Below are 17011 nucleotides of genomic sequence, written 5' to 3'. Positions count from 1 at the left end.
TTACCCCTCCCAACCCGAACCCGAGGAGTCTTCACCATGCACCGCAGACAACTGATCCAGGCCGCCGGCGCTCTGCCCCTGGCAACGCTTGCCGCCCGCAGCGCCTTCGCCTTCGATGGCCCCGAGCTCTATGCGGGCGAGAAGGCCCTGTATGCCGAGGCGCAGAAGGAAGGCCTGTGCGTCTCGTTCGACACGGGCCCCGAGTGGGCCAACTGGAAGTCGCTGTTCCGCGACTTCAAGAAGCGCTACCCCGAGATCGAGCTGACCTACAACGACATCGGCTCGGCCGCCACCGTGGTGGCGCTGGAGAAGACCCGCCGCCGCCCGCAGGCCGACACCGCCTACTACTTCGCCGCGTCGGCGGTGGATGCGGCGAAGAAGGACGTGGTCGCTCCCTTCAAGCCCGTCAATTTCGACAAGCTGCCACCGGTGTTCCGCGAGGCCGAGGGCCGCTGGTTCACCATCCACACGCTCAACATCGCCTTCCTGGTGAACAAGAAGCTGGTGAAGAACGTGCCCACCGGCTGGGCCGACCTGCTCAAGCCCGAGTTCAGGAACACCGTGGTCTACCTGGACCCGCGCTCCACCGGCATCGGCCAGGTGCTGACCTTTGCCGCAGCCTACGCCAACGGCGGCGGAGTGGACAACGTGCAGCCCGGCACCGACTACCTGGGCAAGCTGCATGCCGCCGGCAACGTGCTGCGCGTGGAGGGCACCACGCCCTACGCCAAGTTCCTGAAGGGCGAGATCCCCGTCTGGATCAGCTACGAGAACGACGGCCTCAAGGCCAAGCATGTGGACGGCATGGGCGATGCGGTCGAGGTGGTGATCCCCAAGGAGGCCAGCGTGGCCGCGCCCTATGCCATCAGCCTGGTGAAGAACGGCCCCAACCCGAATGCCGGCAAGCTCTGGCTCAACTTCATCATGAGCGAGGCCGGGCAGACACTGTTCGCGCAGGGCTTCGTGCGCCCCGCCGTGCCGGGCACGCCGCTGTCTGCCGACGTGGCCGCGAAGATGCCGGCCGCGCCGCAGATCCGCCCGCTCGACGTGGTCAAGGCTTCCGAGCGCAAGGCCGAGGTGGACCGCCTGTGGGCCCAGGCGGCCCTGGGCAACAAGTAAGCAGGCCCTCGCGCATGCGACGCTTCGGCGCCTGGCCCGCATGGGCTTTCATGGCGCTCTTTTTTGCGCTGCCGCTGGCGGCCTTGCTGCCCGAGGCGTTTGGCGATGGCGGCAGCGCCTTTGCGCGGCTGTTCGGCAACCCGCTGTTCCTCGGTGCGCTGCGCAACACGCTGGCCCTGGGGCTGGCGGCGGGCGCGGTGTCGGCGCTGGTGGGCGCCTGCATCGCCATCGAGCTGGCACGCCAGAGCCCGTCGCGGCGCCAGTGGATGATGACCTTGCTGGGCCTGCCGCTGGCCTTTTCGGGGCTGGTGATCGCCTATGGCTTCATCCTGGCCTTCGGGCGCGCGGGCTTCGTCACGCAACTGCTGGCGGGGCTGGGCGGTGACCCGGCGGTGATCGGCAGCTGGATCTACAGCGTCTCGGGCCTGGGCGTGGCCTATGCCTACTACCTGATCCCGCGCGTGGCGCTGTCGCTGTACCCGGTGTTCGCCAACCTGGACCTGCGCCCGGTGCAGGCCGCGCGCACGCTGGGCGCGTCGCGCGCGCGGGCCTTTTGGGACACGGTGGTGCCCGAGGTGCTGCCCTCGGTGCTCTCCAACGCCTGCATGGTGGCCGCAATCGCCATGGGCACCTACGGCACGGCGCTGGCGCTGGTGGGCACGCAGCTCAACATCCTGCCGCTGATGTTGCTCGCGCAGGTCAGCGATGGCGGGTCGGATTTCGCGGTGGCGGCGGCCTTGTCGCTGGTGCTGATGGTGGTGTGTGTGGTGGTGATGGGAGTGGGCGATGTCTTTACGCGAAGGCGCGAGCGCAATGCAGGCCATTGAACGGCCCCTGCAGGCCTGGCCGGCACCGGCGGTGCAGGCGCTGCAGCGCCTGGCCGCCAGGCAGCAGGGTCCTTCACGCCACCGCCAGCCGGTGGCCGTGATCGGGCCCGGCGATGCCAACGAGGCCGAGTGCGCCGCTGCCCATGCCGTGGCGCACGCATTGGCCGGGGCGGGCATGGTGGTGATCTGCGGTGGGCGCGGCGGCGTCATGGCGGCTGCATCGCGCGGGGCCAGCGAGGCCGGGGGAATTGCCGTGGGCATTCTGCCCGAGGACGACGACTCCCAGGCCAACGGGTGGCTGAGCGTGGCGGTACCCACCGGCATGGGCGAGATGCGCAATGCCATCATCGCGCGCGCCGGCGTCTGCCTGGTGGCCATCGGTAGCAACATGGGCACCTTGTCGGAGATGGCCATGGGGCTCAAGTGGGGCAAGCCAGTCTTCGAACTCTACGGCGGCGTGCAGTTGCCGGGGGTGGTGCCGGCCAGCGATGTGAACGATCTGTTGACCAAGGTGCTTGGCTGCCTGCTGGGATAAAAGTGTGCGGTGCCCAGCCTCTCAATCGCCAGCCTCCAGCACCACGCCCAGCGCATCCTGCAGCGCCCATAGCGTGTCGTCGCTGAGTGCCGCCACGAAGACCCGCATGCCATCGCTCCATTCCACCAGGCAGGCAGCATGCCCGGGCTGGACGTAGGCGCGCATTTCGTTGACGGTGCCCACATGGCGCCACCGGGCCTGCAGCGCGCTCTCGGTGCCGGGCCCGGCCAGGCCCGAGGCGGCATGCGGCAGCGCCCCGCCGAAGGTGCACTGCCAGACCAGCATGGTGGCGATGAACTCCGAGCAGCCCTCGCACACGCGGTACCACTCCGTGGCATCGCCCGTGGTGGTGAGCCATACCGGTGGATCGTCGCCTGCCGCGGCGCTGCAGTCCACGCCGTAGTGCACCACGTCCTGGTTCTCTTCGAGGAAGACGAGCTTGCCGTCCTGCACGCTCCAGTCGGCCGGCGGCAGGAACTGGTCGTACACCGTGGTGAAGTCGCGCGCGTTGCCGGCCAGCAGGTAGAACTCGCGCAGGGCGCGCGGTGCGGTGAGGCCCAGGGCGTGCTCGGCCTTGGTGATGGCAAGCGGGTCCACCGCATCCGTGGGCCTGAGCGCGCGGCCCAGCATCTGGAACAGGTCGGGGTAGGGCAGGTGCGGCATGGGGGCGGGGGTGGTCATGGCGAAGGCACCATGGTGCCAGACCCGCGCGCCAGTCCACGCGCCACGCGCTCGGTGGCGGCCTGCAGGTAGGCGCGCAGGCTCTTCGGCTCCAGCACCTCGAACTCCACATCCAGCGCCAGCAGCCAGTACACCAGCGTGGCTTGCTGGTGCGAGCCGCAGGCCAGCACACACCGCGTGTCGTCCAGCGCCTCCAGTACGCCAGCCGAGGGCGGTATGCGCCGTGCCATGGTGGCATGCGGCTGGTGCAGCACGATGCGCGCCTGCTGCGGGTACTGCGTCAGCGCCACCGAGCGCGAGACATAGGCCCGCAGGTCGCCGCCCTCCGGCCCGGCGCGGGGCGCGAAGTGGCTGCCGGCCACGGCGTCGCCCGCAATGCGGTCGATGCGAAAGCTGCGCCAGTCGCTGCGTGCCGGGTCCCAGGCCACCAGGTACCAGCGCTGGCCGGTGTGCACCAGGCCTTGCGGCTCCACCGTGCGCTGGCTGGCCTGGCCCTTGCCGTCCAGGTAGGCGAAGTCCACACGCAACTGGTCGCGGCAGGCCGTGGCCAGCACCGAGAGCACGGCGGCGTGCACCGTGGGGCCTACGTGCTCGGTGGGCAGGATGGCCGAGCGCAGCGCGTCGATGCGCTTGCGCAGGCGCGCGGGCATGACCTGTTCGAGCTTGACCATGGCGCGCAGCGAGCTTTCCTCCACCCCGCCCACGGTGCCGGCCGTGGCCAGGCGCAGGGCAATCGCCACGGCCAGCGCCTCCTCGTCGTCGAGCAGCAGTGGCGGCAGGGCCTGGCCGGCGCGAAAGGCATAGCCACCGGCCACGCCGCTGCTGGCGTGGATGGGGTAGCCCAGTTCGCGCAGCCGGTCGATGTCGCGGCGCAGGGTGCGCGGGTGGATTTCCAGGCGCCCGGCCAGTTCGGCGCCGGCCCAGTGGCTGCGGGTCTGCAGCAGGGAGAGCACACGCAGGAGGCGGGAGGACGAAGACAACATGAAACAACTGTAGCTCTTATTGAGGGCGGAATCTGTCCGCAATCGATCCTACATTGCATCCACGTTCACGGCGCAGTGCCGAAGCGGATTGAACCCTCAACCAACCACGTCAAGGAGCCTTCCATGTCCATCGTCCTCTACTGGCACCCCATGTCCAGCGCCACTCCCATCGCCAGCGCGCTGGTCGAACTGGGTATTCCCCACGAGCGCATCGCGCTCGATCTGAAGGCCGGCGACCAGCGCCGCCCCGCGTTCCTGGCCCTCAACCCGAATGGCAAGGTGCCGAGCATCACCGTGGACGGCAACCCCATGTTCGAGGCGCTGGCCATCCACTTCTGGCTGGCCGGCCAGTACGGCGTGGAGCGCGGCCTGTGGCCCAAGGAGGGCACGCCCGAGCGGCTGCAGGCCATGTCCTGGGCCACCTGGGCCTATGTGACTTACGGCACCGTGCTGGTGCGCCTGCAACTGGCCACGCAGGGCGACGCGGCACTGCGCAGCGACGCCTGGGCAGATGCCGCGCGCAGCGGCCTGGACCAGTTGCTGGCCCTGCTCGATGCGCGCCTGGCCGCACAGCCCTGGATGCTGGGCGCCGACTACTCGCTGGTGGACCTGATCGTGGGCTCGGTCATCGGCTACAGCGTCTACATCGGCGCGCCGGTGGCCTCGCACCCGCATGTGCAGGCCTGGTTGGACCGCGTGCAGGCGCGGCCCGCCATGCAGCTCAAGGCCGATTGATCACAGCAGCAGGAACGCGGCGGCTGCCACTGCCGTGGGTGCCAGTGCGCCGAGCAGCAGGCCGCCTGCGCCGATCGTCTCGTCGGCAAAGCCGCGTTTGAGCAGGGCCACGCCGGCCGGGTTGGGGGCATTGGCGATCACGGTGAGGCCTCCCCCGGCGACGGCACCGGCCACCAGCATGTACTTGGCGGGGTCGGAGATGCCTTCGATGAGCGAGCCCAGGTAGGTCAGCGCCGCGTTGTCGGTGATGGCCGTGAGACCCAGGGCGCCGGCAAACAGGGCCAGCGGCTGCAGGCCCGCGACGATGGGCTGCAGCCACCATTGCTGCATGCCGCCCAGCACCACCAGCCCGGCCAGGAAGAAGCCCACCAGCAGGGCCTCCTTGATGATGAGCGGGCTCTGGTGCCGCTCATACGCCTGGGTATAGCCCAGGAACATCAGGAACAGGCCCAGGAACACGACGGGATGGTGCGCGAACAGCACCACTCCGGCCAGCAGCGCCAGGTGCACGGCCACCACGGTGGCAGGCACTGGTGCGTTCTGCATGCCGGCGTCCGCTGCCGCCGGGTCGTTGGCGGCCCGCAGGTGCTTGCGCAGCACCACGGCGCAGGCCGTTGCGTTGACCAGCACGGCCAGCGCGGCCTTCCAGCCGAAGGTGGCCAGCATGAAGGCGCTGTCCCACTGCCAGGTGGTGGCCACCATCAGCACCGGGGGGGCCGCATAGGAAGTGAGCGTGCCGCCGATGGACACGTTGACGAACAGCACCCCGAGCGCCAGGTACTTCACGGGCTCGGGCACGGCCGGGCGAAAGATCTGCGGCGCCAGCATGAGCGCCGCAATGGTCATCGCGGCGGGCTCGGTGATCAGCGAGCCGAGCAGCGGCACGGCGGCCAGCCCGAGCCAGGCGGTGGCCAGCGGGGTGGGCACGGGCACGAGGCGCGCGATGGCATCCACTGCCGCCATCACGGTGCGCAGCACCGGGCGGGATGCGGCGATCACCATCACCACGAAGACGAACAGGGGCTCGGTGTAGTTGCGCGATTCGGCGTAGTCCAGCGCCTGTGCGCCACCTGAAACGAAGGCCATGGCCAGCACCAGCACGATGGCCCAGAAGCCGAAAACCACCTCCACCTCGCCCAGCAGATGGAACAGCCCGGCGTGGCGGGGATAGCGGTGGGAGAGGCGTTCGAACTGTTTGGCAGCGAAGGTGTGGAGCAGGGCAATGCCGAAAAGGCTGGCCGCAATCCATTGGATGGCGTGGGAATGCATGAAATCCAGTCGCAAAAAAGCCGCGTGGCGGCCCGACCGACGCATGAACCTGCCATGCCCCTGCGGCATGTACACCCAGCGCCGATTTTACCAGAGCGCGTGCACGCGGTCCGGCACCGACTTTACATGGCCTTGAACAGGTGCGCGTACAGCCTGCTCACGGCCAGCTTTTCGGGCCGGCCCGAGAGGGCCAGGTGCAGCTTGCCGGCCTCATCGCGCGTCACGGTGGTGATGGCGCTGGCGCGCACCAGGGTGCTGCGGTGGATCTGCCAGAACACGCTGGTGTCGAGCTGCTCCGTGAGCTCCTTGAGCGGCGTGCGGATCAGGAACTCGCGCGCGGCCGTGAGCACGCGCACGTACTTGTCGGCGGCCTCGAAGTACAGCACCTCGGCCACCGGCACCATGTGGATCTGGCTGCCGCTGCTGGCCTGGATCAGCGTGAGCGGCGCTGCGGCCACGGGAGGGTTGGCAGGCGCCGCAGCCGCGACCCCGGGGGCTGCCAGCAGATGGCGCAGCTGGGCCATGGTGGCTTCCAGCGCGCTGGCCGCAGGGGGCCGGGTGGCCAGGGCCTGCTGCAGCTTCTGCACGGTTTTCTGCAGGCGCGCGGCCTGCACGGGCTTGAGCAGGTAGTCCACCGCCTGGGCCTCGAAGGCCTGCACGGCGTACTGGTCGTAGGCCGTCACGAACACCAGGGCCGGGAAGGGCCTGTCCGCAGGCCAGGCATCGGCCAGCTCCACGGCGGCGTCCAGCCCGCTCTGGCCCGGCATGCGGATGTCGAAGAACAGCACCTCGGGCTGCAGCGCCAGCGCCTGGCGCACGGCCGACAGGCCATCGCCCACGGTGGCGGCGATCTGCAGCGCCGGCCAGGCGCGGGCCAGTTCCTGCTGCAGCGCTGCCGCCAGCAGGGGTTCGTCTTCGGCGATCAGGGCGCGCACGGTAGGGGTGTTCATGCCGGGCTCGTAGTCAAGGGAAAGGTGATGGTGGCGCGGGTACCCCGGGGCGCATGGGCGGCCAGCGCAAACTGCCCGGCCTCGCCATGCAGCGTGGCCAGGCGCTCGCGCACCTGGGCCAGCCCGAAACCGGTGCCCGGCGCCGTGGACGCGGCGGGGCGCGCGGCGTCCAGCCCGGCGCCGGTGTCGCTCACCTGCAGCACCAGCAGCGTTGTGCCCGCTGGGCCCGCCTGCGTGCGCGCCTGCACGGTGATGTGCCCGCCCTCCACCTGGGGTTCCAGCCCGTGGCGGATGGCGTTTTCCACCAGTGGCTGCAGCAGCAGCGGGGGCACGGGCACCTCGCGCAAGGCCTCGGGCAGGTCCAGCGTGTAGGCCAGGCGCGGGCCCATGCGCACGGCCATCAGCTCCAGGTAGTCGGCCAGGCGCTGGAACTCGTCGGCCAGCGGGTGCTGGGTGCTGCGCGACGCGCTCAGCGTGGCGCGCAGGTAGGCGATCATGCGGTCCAGCATGTCCTGGGCGCGCGCCGGGTCGGTGCCGATCAGCATGCGCAGGTTGGCCAGGGTGTTGAACAGCATGTGCGGTTCGAGCTGCGTCTCCAGCAGCTTGAGCTGGGCTTCGGTGGCCTGGCTGCGCACCTCGGTCATGCGCGCCTGCATCCAGGCGCTCTTGCCGTTCACGTAGAAGTAGTAGCAGATGACGGTTCCCGCCACCACGGTGATACCGATGGAGATGCGCAACTGTGCGCGCCCCGCACTGCCCCATGACGAGGCGCCGCACAACCAGTCCGCCAGCAGGGTGCCGCCCAGGTAGCCCAGCACGATGCCCACCAGGGGCAGCGCGAAGCCCGCAATGCCCTTGGGCCAGCCGAACTCCTCGCTGGAGGAAAACAGGTGGCGGCCAAAATCGACCAGCGCCCAGGTCAGCGTGCCGATGGCCAGCGAGTAGGTGGCTGGCAGGTAGTAGGGCTTGTCGGGCCGGAAGGCGTACTGGATGCCGGAGACCGCCAGGCAGAAGGCCAGGGTCTGCAGCAGGCGCTGCAGCTTGTCGAGCCAGTCGATCTTCATGGCGCGCCGCCGTCCCTGGAGTCAGCGGCCATTGCCGTCGCGCTGGCGCAGCAGGCGCTCGCGCTCCTTTTGCACCATGCGCTCGCGCAGGCCGCTGCCGGTGCCCAGCACGAACACCGAGACACCGTGCAGAGCCAGCCCCAGCCCCCAGCCCAGCAGCGGGTACACCGACCAGGGGCGGTGGCCGAATCCGTAGCGCGACATGGAGAACACGACCAGGTTGACCACCACGTACAGGACGGCATGCATGTACCAGCCGAGCTTGGCGCCTGCGCGTTTGCGGGCGAGTCGCTCGATGGCTTCGGGGGTCAGGGGGGCGGTCATGGTTGGGGTGATTCTAGGAGGCTGTCGGACTTGGAGCGTCGAAAGCGAAAATCGGCCTCAGCGAGGACAGTTTTTGCCGGATTTGCAGCCCCATAGCCAGGCCATGGGGCAAAAGGCGGTGAAAAATGGACCGCTGCGGCCGATTTGCAGCCGACGATTTCCAAGTTCGACAGCCTCCTAGGCCGCAGCGTGGCGTAGTTAGGGGGCCTTGGCCTGCACGGGCGCAGGCGCCCGCAGGTGCTGCTCGAAGTAGCGCACGATCTGCGTGTCCACCGCGCGCATCTGGCCACGGTCGAAGCCGGGCGGGTCGCCCAGCAGGCGCACGGCGAGCTCGGACATGTGGGCAAGCGGCGGCTGCGGCGAGAGCAGGGCCCCGTGGCCTGCGTCGGGCAGGGCGGCCAGCACCGTGCAGCGCCCGGCGCAGGCCTCGGTCACCCGGTCGCTGTGAAAGCGCGGCACCAGCCACAGGTCCTTGCCCGCGGTGATCAGCGCCAGCGGCACCCGGGGGCGGGCCAGCGATTCCATGTCGAAGTCCGCTGCGACCGGCACCCCCGACACCACGGCGGCGATGCGGGGTTCTTCGTGCGTGTACCAGGTGGCGTCGTCATAGCGCTGGCGGATCACGCCCAGCGCCACGCTCTTCTTCACGCCGTCGAGGAAATTGCCCTTGAGCTCCGTGAGCAGTCCCACGCAGGTGGCGAAGTCGTCGGCGATGTTCGCCTCGCAGTGCTGCCGGTACCGGGCCGGGGACCAGCGCCCGCCCGCCAGGCTCAGCGCCGTGTGGCCGCCGGCGGACATGCCGTACATGCCAACCTTGTCAAGCGAGAGCAGGGGCGCCAGCGCAGCGTCCTTCGCGATGGCGTCGATGGCGCGCGAGACTTCGGCGGGGCGCTTTTTCCAGCTGTCGGGCCCGGGCCTGGACGGGTCTTTGGCGTTGTCGCCTGCATGCTCGGGCATGGCCACCACGAAGCCTGCGGCCACCAGTGCGCGCGCCAGATCCGAGTACACCCAGGGGTTGCCACCCGAACCGTGCGAGACCACCACCAGCCGGCCATTGCCTGCCACCGGCGCGCCCTGCCAGGCGAGCTGCAGCTGGAACGGGCCGCGCTGCAGGGGCTGGTCGGCGGCATTGCTGGGGTAGTAGACCGTCACCGGGCCGTCGCCGTGCAGTCCGGCGATCTCCCGAAGGCCGACACCCGCCTGTGCCAGGCCCGCCGACAGCGCCAGCAGGCCTGCGAATGCCAGATGGAGGGGGTTGTGCATGGCGCGCTCCTCGGCCCGTGTTCAGGGGCGGTTGTGGTTCTGGGCAATCCGGTCGCGCTCGGATTGGACCATGCGTTCGTGCCAGTGGGAGCCACCGGCCAGGAAGAACACCACCATGCCGTGCACCAGCAGGCCGATGCCCCAGCCGGCGAGGGGGAACACCGCCCAGTGCCGGCCGCTGGACAGCGACAGCGATACCAGCAGCAGGTTGACCAGCACATACACGGTGGCATGGATGAACCAGCCCAGCTTGGCGCCGGCGCGTCGGCGGGCCAGGTTTTCGATGGGGTCGCTCGACAAGGGGTAGCGGTGGGACATGGTGGATCTCCTGGAAATGGTGGTTGTGGGTCGACGGGGGATCAGGCTGCGGCGTGGGCGGTGGCTTGCGGGGCCAGGGCCATGCGCCACAGGCGGGCCGAGCGGGCGATGAACAGGCCGTTGAACACGCCGTACAGCGCTGCGATCTGCAGATCGAAGGTGGCGTCGTGCGCCAGGGCCGGCTGCATGGCCAGCTCGATGCCGACCAGGTACTTGGTCAGGAAGATGCCCAGGATCAACAACAGCGGCAGCGGGCTGCCGGGCAGCTGGAAGCTGCGCGAGGCGGCCAGGTAGCGCGCGCCGGTCGGCGCGGCGGGCCACCGCGCCAGGGTGAGGGTGGCCACGACGGCGGCCGCGGCCAGCCAGGCGGCCAGGGCACCCAGCACCTGGCCGGAGCTGCCGAAGGCCGACACCAGGCCATAGGCCGAGAACAGGGCCATGGCCACGGGCATCACGGCCACGCGGGTCAGGCTGGCGCTGCGATCTACGAGTTGGCTGCCGCCCAGGGCGAGGAGCCCGGCGAGCAGGCCCCAGACCCAGGTGGGGGTCTTCTGCAGGACGGTGCCAATCGCTTCGGGGTGGTGGATGAGAAGGTCGATGACCATGGCGTTGCTCCGGTGCGGGGGACGAAAAGTAGGCGGTGGTGGGTGGTCAGGCGATGCCCAGCTGGCGCCAGAGCCACTGGCCGAGCAGGCGGTCGGGCAGCAGGGTGAAGGCGCCCGCCACGAGGCAGGAGCCCACGTAGGTGCCCTGCATGATCCGGCGGTGCGCCATCACGTTGCCGTGCACCAGGAAGTAAAACGACAGGGCGATCAGGCCCAGGGTGATGGGGATCAGCAGGTGGATGACGCCAAAGCCTGCCAGGCGCGGGCCCTTGTCGCCGCTGATGAACACGGCCGATACGGCGACCATCACCATCAGCGTGACCCAGGCGTAGCCGGCGGCGCGGTGCAGGCGGGGGCGCTGGTCGCGGCTCCTGCGGGCCCACAGGGCCAGCGGGCCGATGGCAACCGCAGCCAGCGCGGCGGCCATGTGGATGGCGATGACGGGGGTGATCTGCATGGTGGGCTCCTGGGGTCAGGTTTCAGCGGTGGGCGTACTGTGCCGATCCCCTTGCGGGCCTGCCACGGGGCTGCGATGAAATGCGCGGGCGAGGGAGCGAAATGCAGCGGACCGGAGCCAAGTGCAGGTGTCTTGGCGCCGGCCGGGAGCGGTCGGCAGGGATAATCGGCAGCTTTTGCCGGCCCTGTGGGCCATAAGGACGCACGCGTGGACCTCGTTTTGCTGGCCAAGGCCGCCCTCATGGGTGTGGTCGAAGGCCTGACCGAATTTCTCCCCATCTCCTCCACCGGCCATCTGATCCTGGCAGGCTCCCTGCTCGGCTTCGACGATGCCAAGGCCAAGGTGTTCGACATCGCCATCCAGACGGGCGCCATCTTCGCGGTCATCCTGGTCTATTGGCAGAAGATCCGCGCCACCCTGGTGGCGCTGCCGCGCGAACGCAGCGCCCAGCGCCTGGTGCTCAACGTGCTCATCGGCTTTTTGCCGGCGGTGGTGCTGGGCCTGCTGCTGGGCAAGGCCATCAAGGCGCACCTGTTCGTGCCGGTGGTGGTGGCCAGCACCTTCATCCTGGGCGGCTTCATCATCCTGTGGGCCGAAAAGCGCCCGGCTGCGGCCACGCGCGTCCACGAGGTGGACGACATGACGCCGCTTGATGCCCTCAAGGTCGGTCTGGTGCAGTGCCTGGCCATGGTGCCGGGCACCAGCCGCAGCGGCGCCACCATCATCGGCGGCATGCTGCTCGGGCTGTCGCGCAAGGCGGCCACGGATTTCTCGTTCTTCCTGGCCATGCCCACGCTGATCGGTGCCGGGGTGTACAGCCTGTACAAGGAGCGTGCACTGCTGTCCGTGGCCGACATCCCGATGTTCGCCACCGGGCTGGTGTTTTCGTTCTTCAGCGCCTGGCTGTGCGTGCGCTGGCTGCTGCGCTACATCAGCAGCCACAGCTTCGTGCCGTTTGCCTACTACCGCATCGTGTTCGGCATGGTGGTGCTGATCACGGCCTGGGGTGGCTGGGTGCGCTGGGCCGAATAGCGGGCACGCCCCAGCCATGCAAGGGCCACGAAGGTGATAAGCTGTAACTTGTGAGTAGCGCTGTCCTGCAGCGCCCACCCTGCTTTCGCTTGGCCAATAGATGATCCTTGCCCCGGGACTTTCGCCACATGACGCCAGATGAGCCAGAAAGATTGCTCCGCCGTGCCAGGCATACCGACTGGTCCAAGGAAGAGTTGCTTGAACTGATCACGAAGAGTGCGGGCGCTACCCTGGCCGCAGTGGACCGGGGCCTGCAGATGGTCTACGTGAACGAGGAGTACGCGCGCTGGTTCGGCAGCACGCCCGAGCGCCTCGTGGGCAAGACCCTGGTCGACCTGTACGGCGAGAACGACTGCGCCCGCTTCATGCCCTTCGTCGAGCGCGTGCTCGGCGGCGAGCGCGTGCAGTACCAGCGCCTGCTGCGCACCCCGTACGGCTTCGACGAATGGCGCACGATCTGCCTGACCCCATGGCCTGCGCGCAATGGCGTCATCGACGGCTTCATCACCACAGCGCTGGACGTGCATGAACTGCAGGTCACCATGAACGCCTTGCGCGCTGCCAACCAGCGGCTGTCGTCGCACATGGAGAACAGCCCTCTGGCGGTGATGGAGATGGACCAGGACCTGCGCCTGCTGCACTGCTCGCAGCGGGCAGTGCAACTGATGGGCTGGCTCCCCGTGGCGCACCTGGAAGGGCGCTCGCTCACCCAGCTGCTGGGCCACACCTCGGACGAAGGCCTGCACGAGGCACTGCAGCGCTTGCAGGAAGGCCAGGAGGCGCAGAACCGGGCAGAGACCTCCTTCACGCGCGAGGACGGCTCCGAGGTGCACTGCGAGTGGTTCAACTCCGCGCTGACCGATGCCGAAGGCCGTGTCACGTCCATCATGGCCCTGGTGCAGGATGTCTCGGCCAAGATCCAGATCGCGCGCCAGCAGCAGTACCTGGCCAACCATGACTCACTGACGGGGCTCTACAACCGTGCGGCGTTCCACAGCCGCCTGGAGCAATCGCTGGCCCGGGCGCGGCAGAACGCAGGCTCGGTGGCGCTGCTGTTCATTGACCTCGACGGCTTCAAGCGCGTCAACGACACGGAAGGCCACCGAACGGGGGACGAAGTGCTGCGCACGGTGGCCCAGCGGCTCGCGTCCATGGTGCGGGCGGGCGACACCATCGCCCGGCTGGGGGGCGACGAGTTCCTGGTCATGCTCGACCGCGAGGTCACGCGCGACGTGACCGATGGAATCGGCCAGCGCATCATCGACGCTCTGCAGGAACCCATGTGGGTGCAGGGCCGCGAGCTGCGCGTCGGTGCCAGCATCGGCGTGGCGGTGCATCCCCCGCTCGAAGGGGAGACCGACGCCCTCATGAACCGCGCCGACCAGGCCATGTACTCCGCCAAGCGCGCGGGCAAGGGACGGCTGCACTACGCCGAGCGCGCACTGCAGCAGACCTGAGCGTGCGTGTGCCTATTCAGCGGGCAGGCGAATGCTCTGCTGGAATTTGAAGAAATTGGTCGGGTCGTACTCCTGCTTGGCCTGCTGCAGGGTGGGGTAGGCAGGGCCCCAGTAGGCCTGTTCGAAATCCTGCAAGCTGGCATCGGGGTAGTTCTGGTAGACATGCCCGTTCAGGAAGGGCTGCACCAGCTTCATGAAGCCGGCCAGCCAGGCCTCGGTCTGCGCGCGCTCGGCCGGATTGCGCCAGAACACGTCCACCACCAGGTCGGCATCCACGCGGCGGTGGATGAAGGCGCTGGCCTCGATGGGATAGCGGTTGATGGCGCCGCCGTAGGGCTCCAGGTAGGCCAGCGACCACTGGTTGGGCGAGGTGAGGAAGTAGTCGATGATGGCCTGCCAGTCCGCCGTGGTGAGCGGGCGGCTGATGTAGCCCGAAGCCTTGCTTTCGGCAATGCCGTCGGGCAGGTTGTCGGGCAGCGAATAGGGGTGGTCTTCGAGCCAGATGTTCATGTCCGGGTAGGTGCCGGTCTGGTCCACCAGCAGCTGGGCGCTCGGGATTGCCATCAGCGGGGCAATCGCCTGCAGGCCGGCCTCGCGCGTGCCGCAGAACATGCCCTGCACCATGGCCACCGGCTTGCCGCCGTAGTAGCCCAGGTTCATCATGTAGCCCAGGGCATCGGGCGCGCCGCTCTGCATGTAGCGCTGCTGCATCATGGTGAGCACGTTGGCGGCCTCTGACATGTCCCAGCCGATGGACCAGGCCCACACCGTGTCCAGCGGCACCATGCTGTAGGTGACCTGCAGCAGCACGCCGAAGTTGCCTCCCGTGCCCCCGCGCATGGACCAGTACAGCAGCGGGTTTTCGCTCTCGCTGGCCGTCACGATGCTGCCGTCGGCCAGTGCCACGCGCAGGGATTCCACCATGTCGCTCTGGATGCCGTAGCGCCGCGAGGTGTAGCCGTAGCCCCCGCCCTGCACGAAACCGCCCACGCAGACGCTGCCGCAGGCGCCGGTGGGCACGTGCCAGCCGGTGTGGTTCATGGCCCCGTTGAAGTGGTCGAAGTCGGTGCCGGGCCGCACGTACACGCGCTGGTTCGGCGGGTCCAGCACCACGCCCTGGATGTCGCTCAGGTCGATCACCATGCCGTTGTTGACCGAGTAGCCGGCCGTGCTGTGCCCGCCGCAGCGCACGGCCACGGGCACCTTGTACTTGCGTGCCACGGCCAGGCATTCGAGCACGTCGTTCTCGACCGCGCAGTAGACGATGATCTTGGGGAACGACTGGAAGGCGGGGTTCGATTCCTGGCGGGCCGTGTCGTAATCGGGGCTCGACGGCAGCACCACCCGGCCGACCAGCATGTGCTCCAGGTGGGCCAGCGACTCCAGCGCGATCGCGGTTTCGGAGGCATCGCCGGTGTCCCCCGCGGCATCGGCTGCCGAGGCGGCAAGGGCATGGAATTGCGCGACACGCGCAGCTTTGGCAAGGCGGGCGGGACTTTTGCGATGGGCCATGGCACAGGATCCGTAGAGAGTTTGCGAGGCCTCCTGTGTAACGGAACGCTCCGCGTTTGACCAGCAATGGATTCCCCAGGTACCCGCAGGGCCTGGCGATCCTATGCCGACGAAAGTGCCAGGTCCCCGGTGTTGCGCCGCAGGCAGAACTTGCCGCTTTGCTTGCCGCTGTACATGGCGGCATCGGCGAGCTTGAGCAGGCCGGCAGCGTCGCTGCTGTCGTCGGGGGCGATGGCGTAGCCGACGGTCAGGCCCACATGGACCTGGATGTTCCCCAGCGAGAAAGGCAGGCGGAAGGCATCGAGCAGCTTGAGCCCCAGCTCCTGCGCCTGTTGGACGCTTCCCAGGTGCCCGGCCATCACCACGAACTCGTCGCCGCCCAGGCGCGCGACCACGTCGCTTTGCCGCACATGGCCCTGCAGGCGGCGCGTCACGGCCACCAGCAGCTCGTCGCCGACATCGTGGCCGTGCTGGTCGTTGACGGGCTTGAAGCCGTCCAGGTCCATCATGTAGACGGCCAGCAGGTCGCCCTTGCTGCAGCGGGGCAGGGCCGCCGCGAGGGCCATGTTCAGGCCGCGGCGGTTGGGCAGGCCGGTGAGCGGGTCGGTGTGCGCCAGCGAATGCATGGCATCGCGCTCGCGGTTGGCGTGCAGCGCCTCCAGCTGCAGGGCATGCGTGCGCAGGCCCAGCACGCGCATGAAGAGCAGCATGTCGATGGTGGCGCCGAACTGGAAGGAGTGCAGCGTCCAGAAGTTCACGGGCACCCAGCCGTTGATCACGCCGATCATCACCGCCGTGGTCACGAAGTAGATCAGCCAGGCCAGCAGCAGGCTGGTGCCCACGCCGTCGCCCGCGAGGGCCTTGCGCACCGCACCCGGAATGCCCATGAGCGCGGGCACCAGGCCCAGGATGCTGACGATGGCGGCGATGGCGCGCGTGCTCAGCACGTCCAGGCTGTAGGCCAGGCCCAGCAGCACGCACAGTGCGGCGCCGCAGCGCATGGCGCGCAGGAAGCGGCTCTTGGGCCGGTCGCCCGCCAGGGCCTGGCTGATGAACAGGAAGGAGCCGCAGGTCGCCAGCAGGGCCGACAGGCCCGCCGCATGCTCGGTGAACCACAGGCTGTTGCTCCACAGGTACTGCCGGCCGATGCCGAACAGGTGCAGCGAGAACATCAGGCTGCCCGTGATCAGCAGCGCGTAGAAGATGAACAGCGGCTCGCGCAGGCTGGTCCACTGGGCCAGGCTGTAGATCAGCAGGCACAGGGCCAGGCCGGTGAGCACGCCCTGCAGCATCTGCTCATCCACCGCCGTGGCGAGCATGGCGGACGATTTGTTGAGCGTGATGGGCAGGATCATGGCCGCCCGGGTCTCCACGCGCATCAACAGTTCGTAAGCCTGGCCGGGCAGGAACTCGAGCGCCACGGCGTGTGAGCGGCTTTGCAGCGGCCGCTGCGAGTAGGGCTGCAGGCTGCCCAGCACCACATGTTTCGTCACCTGGCCGGCACTGAGCACGTAGACGTCGATGCGGTTGAGGTCCGGGTGGTTGAAGTCCAGCGTCCAGCGGCCGTCGGAGGTGAGGTGCACCAACAGCGGGGCACGCAGCCAGATGGCGTCCGAGCGCACACCCAGCGTGGCGCCCTTGGACGGAGGGGGCACGAAATCGCCCGCGCGCGCCTGCACCTCTTCGAGCCCCAGCTGGAGCGTCGGGTCGGAGAGCATGGTCACGCCGGGCCACAGCTCGACGGAGGCCCTGCTGTCGTGCAGCACCAGAGGCTCGGCGCCGTGGGCCTTGCCGGCGCCCGCCAGCATGCCCAGCAGCAACACCCAGGCTGCGACCACCCAGAACCTGCGCAGTGCGGCCATCGGGCGGGCGGTGGGTGG

Annotated in this window: 18 protein-coding genes; 6 read left to right on the top strand and 12 right to left on the bottom strand. The window is 68.9% G+C overall.

Annotation, left to right across the window (positions count from 1 at the left end; genetic code table 11):
* Positions 1-36: 36 nt before the first annotated feature.
* From U5N23_RS22045 to U5N23_RS22035, 3 genes are read left to right on the top strand one after another with little or no spacing between them, the layout of a single operon-like run.
* A complete protein-coding gene (locus U5N23_RS22045) occupies positions 37-1119 on the top strand; it encodes an extracellular solute-binding protein (RefSeq protein ID WP_322594873.1) in 1083 nt (360 codons plus the stop codon).
* Positions 1120-1133: 14 nt separating this feature from the next.
* Complete coding sequence (locus U5N23_RS22040; RefSeq protein WP_322594872.1) at positions 1134-1946, top strand: ABC transporter permease; 813 nt, start codon at positions 1134-1136, stop codon at positions 1944-1946.
* Positions 1933-2481 (top strand): TIGR00725 family protein, encoded by a 549-nt coding sequence (locus U5N23_RS22035; protein WP_322594871.1) that lies wholly within the window; start codon positions 1933-1935, stop codon positions 2479-2481. Before U5N23_RS22040 ends, U5N23_RS22035 begins: the two co-directional genes overlap by 14 nt.
* A gap of 21 nt (positions 2482-2502) precedes the next feature.
* On the opposite strand, the gene U5N23_RS22030 is transcribed toward U5N23_RS22035, so the two are convergent.
* Together U5N23_RS22030 and U5N23_RS22025 are read right to left on the bottom strand one after the other, a co-directional pair.
* Positions 2503-3162 carry a hypothetical protein gene (locus U5N23_RS22030; protein WP_322594870.1) on the bottom strand — a complete coding sequence of 220 codons (660 nt, stop codon included), beginning with the start codon at positions 3160-3162 and terminating at the stop codon, positions 2503-2505.
* Positions 3159-4145, bottom strand: a complete 987-nt coding sequence (locus U5N23_RS22025) for a YafY family protein (RefSeq protein ID WP_322594869.1) — start codon at positions 4143-4145, stop codon at positions 3159-3161. The genes U5N23_RS22030 and U5N23_RS22025 overlap by 4 nt, the downstream gene beginning before the upstream one ends.
* A gap of 123 nt (positions 4146-4268) precedes the next feature.
* On the opposite strand from U5N23_RS22025, the gene U5N23_RS22020 reads away from it, so the two are divergent.
* The gene (locus U5N23_RS22020; RefSeq protein WP_322594868.1) at positions 4269-4880 is read left to right on the top strand and encodes a glutathione S-transferase family protein; all 612 of its coding nucleotides are present in this window, start codon (positions 4269-4271) and stop codon (positions 4878-4880) included.
* Here the strand turns inward: U5N23_RS22020 and U5N23_RS22015 are convergent, their stop codons facing one another.
* The 8 genes from U5N23_RS22015 to U5N23_RS21980 all read right to left on the bottom strand — a co-directional run bounded on the left by U5N23_RS22015 (position 4881) and on the right by U5N23_RS21980 (position 11130).
* A complete protein-coding gene (locus U5N23_RS22015) occupies positions 4881-6149 on the bottom strand; it encodes a putative Na+/H+ antiporter (RefSeq protein WP_322594867.1) in 1269 nt (422 codons plus the stop codon).
* A 122-nt stretch (positions 6150-6271) separates the two neighbouring features.
* Entirely contained in the window at positions 6272-7099 is an 828-nt protein-coding gene (locus U5N23_RS22010; RefSeq protein WP_322594866.1) for a LytTR family DNA-binding domain-containing protein, read from the bottom strand.
* Positions 7096-8163, bottom strand: a complete 1068-nt coding sequence (locus U5N23_RS22005) for a sensor histidine kinase (RefSeq protein WP_322594865.1) — start codon at positions 8161-8163, stop codon at positions 7096-7098. Before U5N23_RS22005 ends, U5N23_RS22010 begins: the two co-directional genes overlap by 4 nt.
* 21 nt (positions 8164-8184) lie before the next feature.
* Positions 8185-8487, bottom strand: coding sequence for a 2TM domain-containing protein (locus U5N23_RS22000; protein WP_322594864.1), 303 nt, complete (start codon positions 8485-8487; stop codon positions 8185-8187).
* A gap of 198 nt (positions 8488-8685) precedes the next feature.
* Positions 8686-9750, bottom strand: a complete 1065-nt coding sequence (locus tag U5N23_RS21995) for an alpha/beta hydrolase family protein (protein WP_322594863.1) — start codon at positions 9748-9750, stop codon at positions 8686-8688.
* Between the two features lie 21 nt (positions 9751-9771).
* A complete protein-coding gene (locus U5N23_RS21990; protein WP_322594862.1) occupies positions 9772-10068 on the bottom strand; it encodes a 2TM domain-containing protein in 297 nt (98 codons plus the stop codon).
* Positions 10069-10109: 41 nt separating this feature from the next.
* Entirely contained in the window at positions 10110-10673 is a 564-nt protein-coding gene (locus U5N23_RS21985) for a DUF6622 family protein (RefSeq protein ID WP_322594861.1), read from the bottom strand.
* A gap of 46 nt (positions 10674-10719) precedes the next feature.
* The gene (locus U5N23_RS21980) at positions 10720-11130 is read right to left on the bottom strand and encodes a DUF2306 domain-containing protein (RefSeq protein ID WP_322594860.1); all 411 of its coding nucleotides are present in this window, start codon (positions 11128-11130) and stop codon (positions 10720-10722) included.
* A gap of 207 nt (positions 11131-11337) precedes the next feature.
* Between U5N23_RS21980 and U5N23_RS21975 the strand changes: the two genes are divergently transcribed.
* Together U5N23_RS21975 and U5N23_RS21970 are read left to right on the top strand one after the other, a co-directional pair.
* On the top strand, positions 11338-12162 hold the full coding sequence (locus tag U5N23_RS21975; protein WP_322594859.1) for an undecaprenyl-diphosphate phosphatase: 825 nt from the start codon (positions 11338-11340) through the stop codon (positions 12160-12162).
* Between the two features lie 128 nt (positions 12163-12290).
* Positions 12291-13619 (top strand): diguanylate cyclase domain-containing protein, encoded by a 1329-nt coding sequence (locus U5N23_RS21970; RefSeq protein ID WP_322594858.1) that lies wholly within the window; start codon positions 12291-12293, stop codon positions 13617-13619.
* A gap of 12 nt (positions 13620-13631) precedes the next feature.
* On the opposite strand, the gene U5N23_RS21965 is transcribed toward U5N23_RS21970, so the two are convergent.
* Both U5N23_RS21965 and U5N23_RS21960 read right to left on the bottom strand, forming a co-directional pair.
* Positions 13632-15131 carry an FAD-binding oxidoreductase gene (locus U5N23_RS21965; RefSeq protein ID WP_322594857.1) on the bottom strand — a complete coding sequence of 500 codons (1500 nt, stop codon included), beginning with the start codon at positions 15129-15131 and terminating at the stop codon, positions 13632-13634.
* A 101-nt stretch (positions 15132-15232) separates the two neighbouring features.
* Positions 15233-16993, bottom strand: coding sequence for a diguanylate cyclase (locus U5N23_RS21960; RefSeq protein ID WP_322594856.1), 1761 nt, complete (start codon positions 16991-16993; stop codon positions 15233-15235).
* Positions 16994-17011: the final 18 nt, after the last annotated feature.

Source organism: Acidovorax sp., from assembly GCF_034519795.1.
Taxonomy (GTDB): Bacteria; Pseudomonadota; Gammaproteobacteria; order Burkholderiales; family Burkholderiaceae_C; genus Acidovorax.
This window is presented reverse-complemented; position numbering and strand designations above follow the sequence as displayed.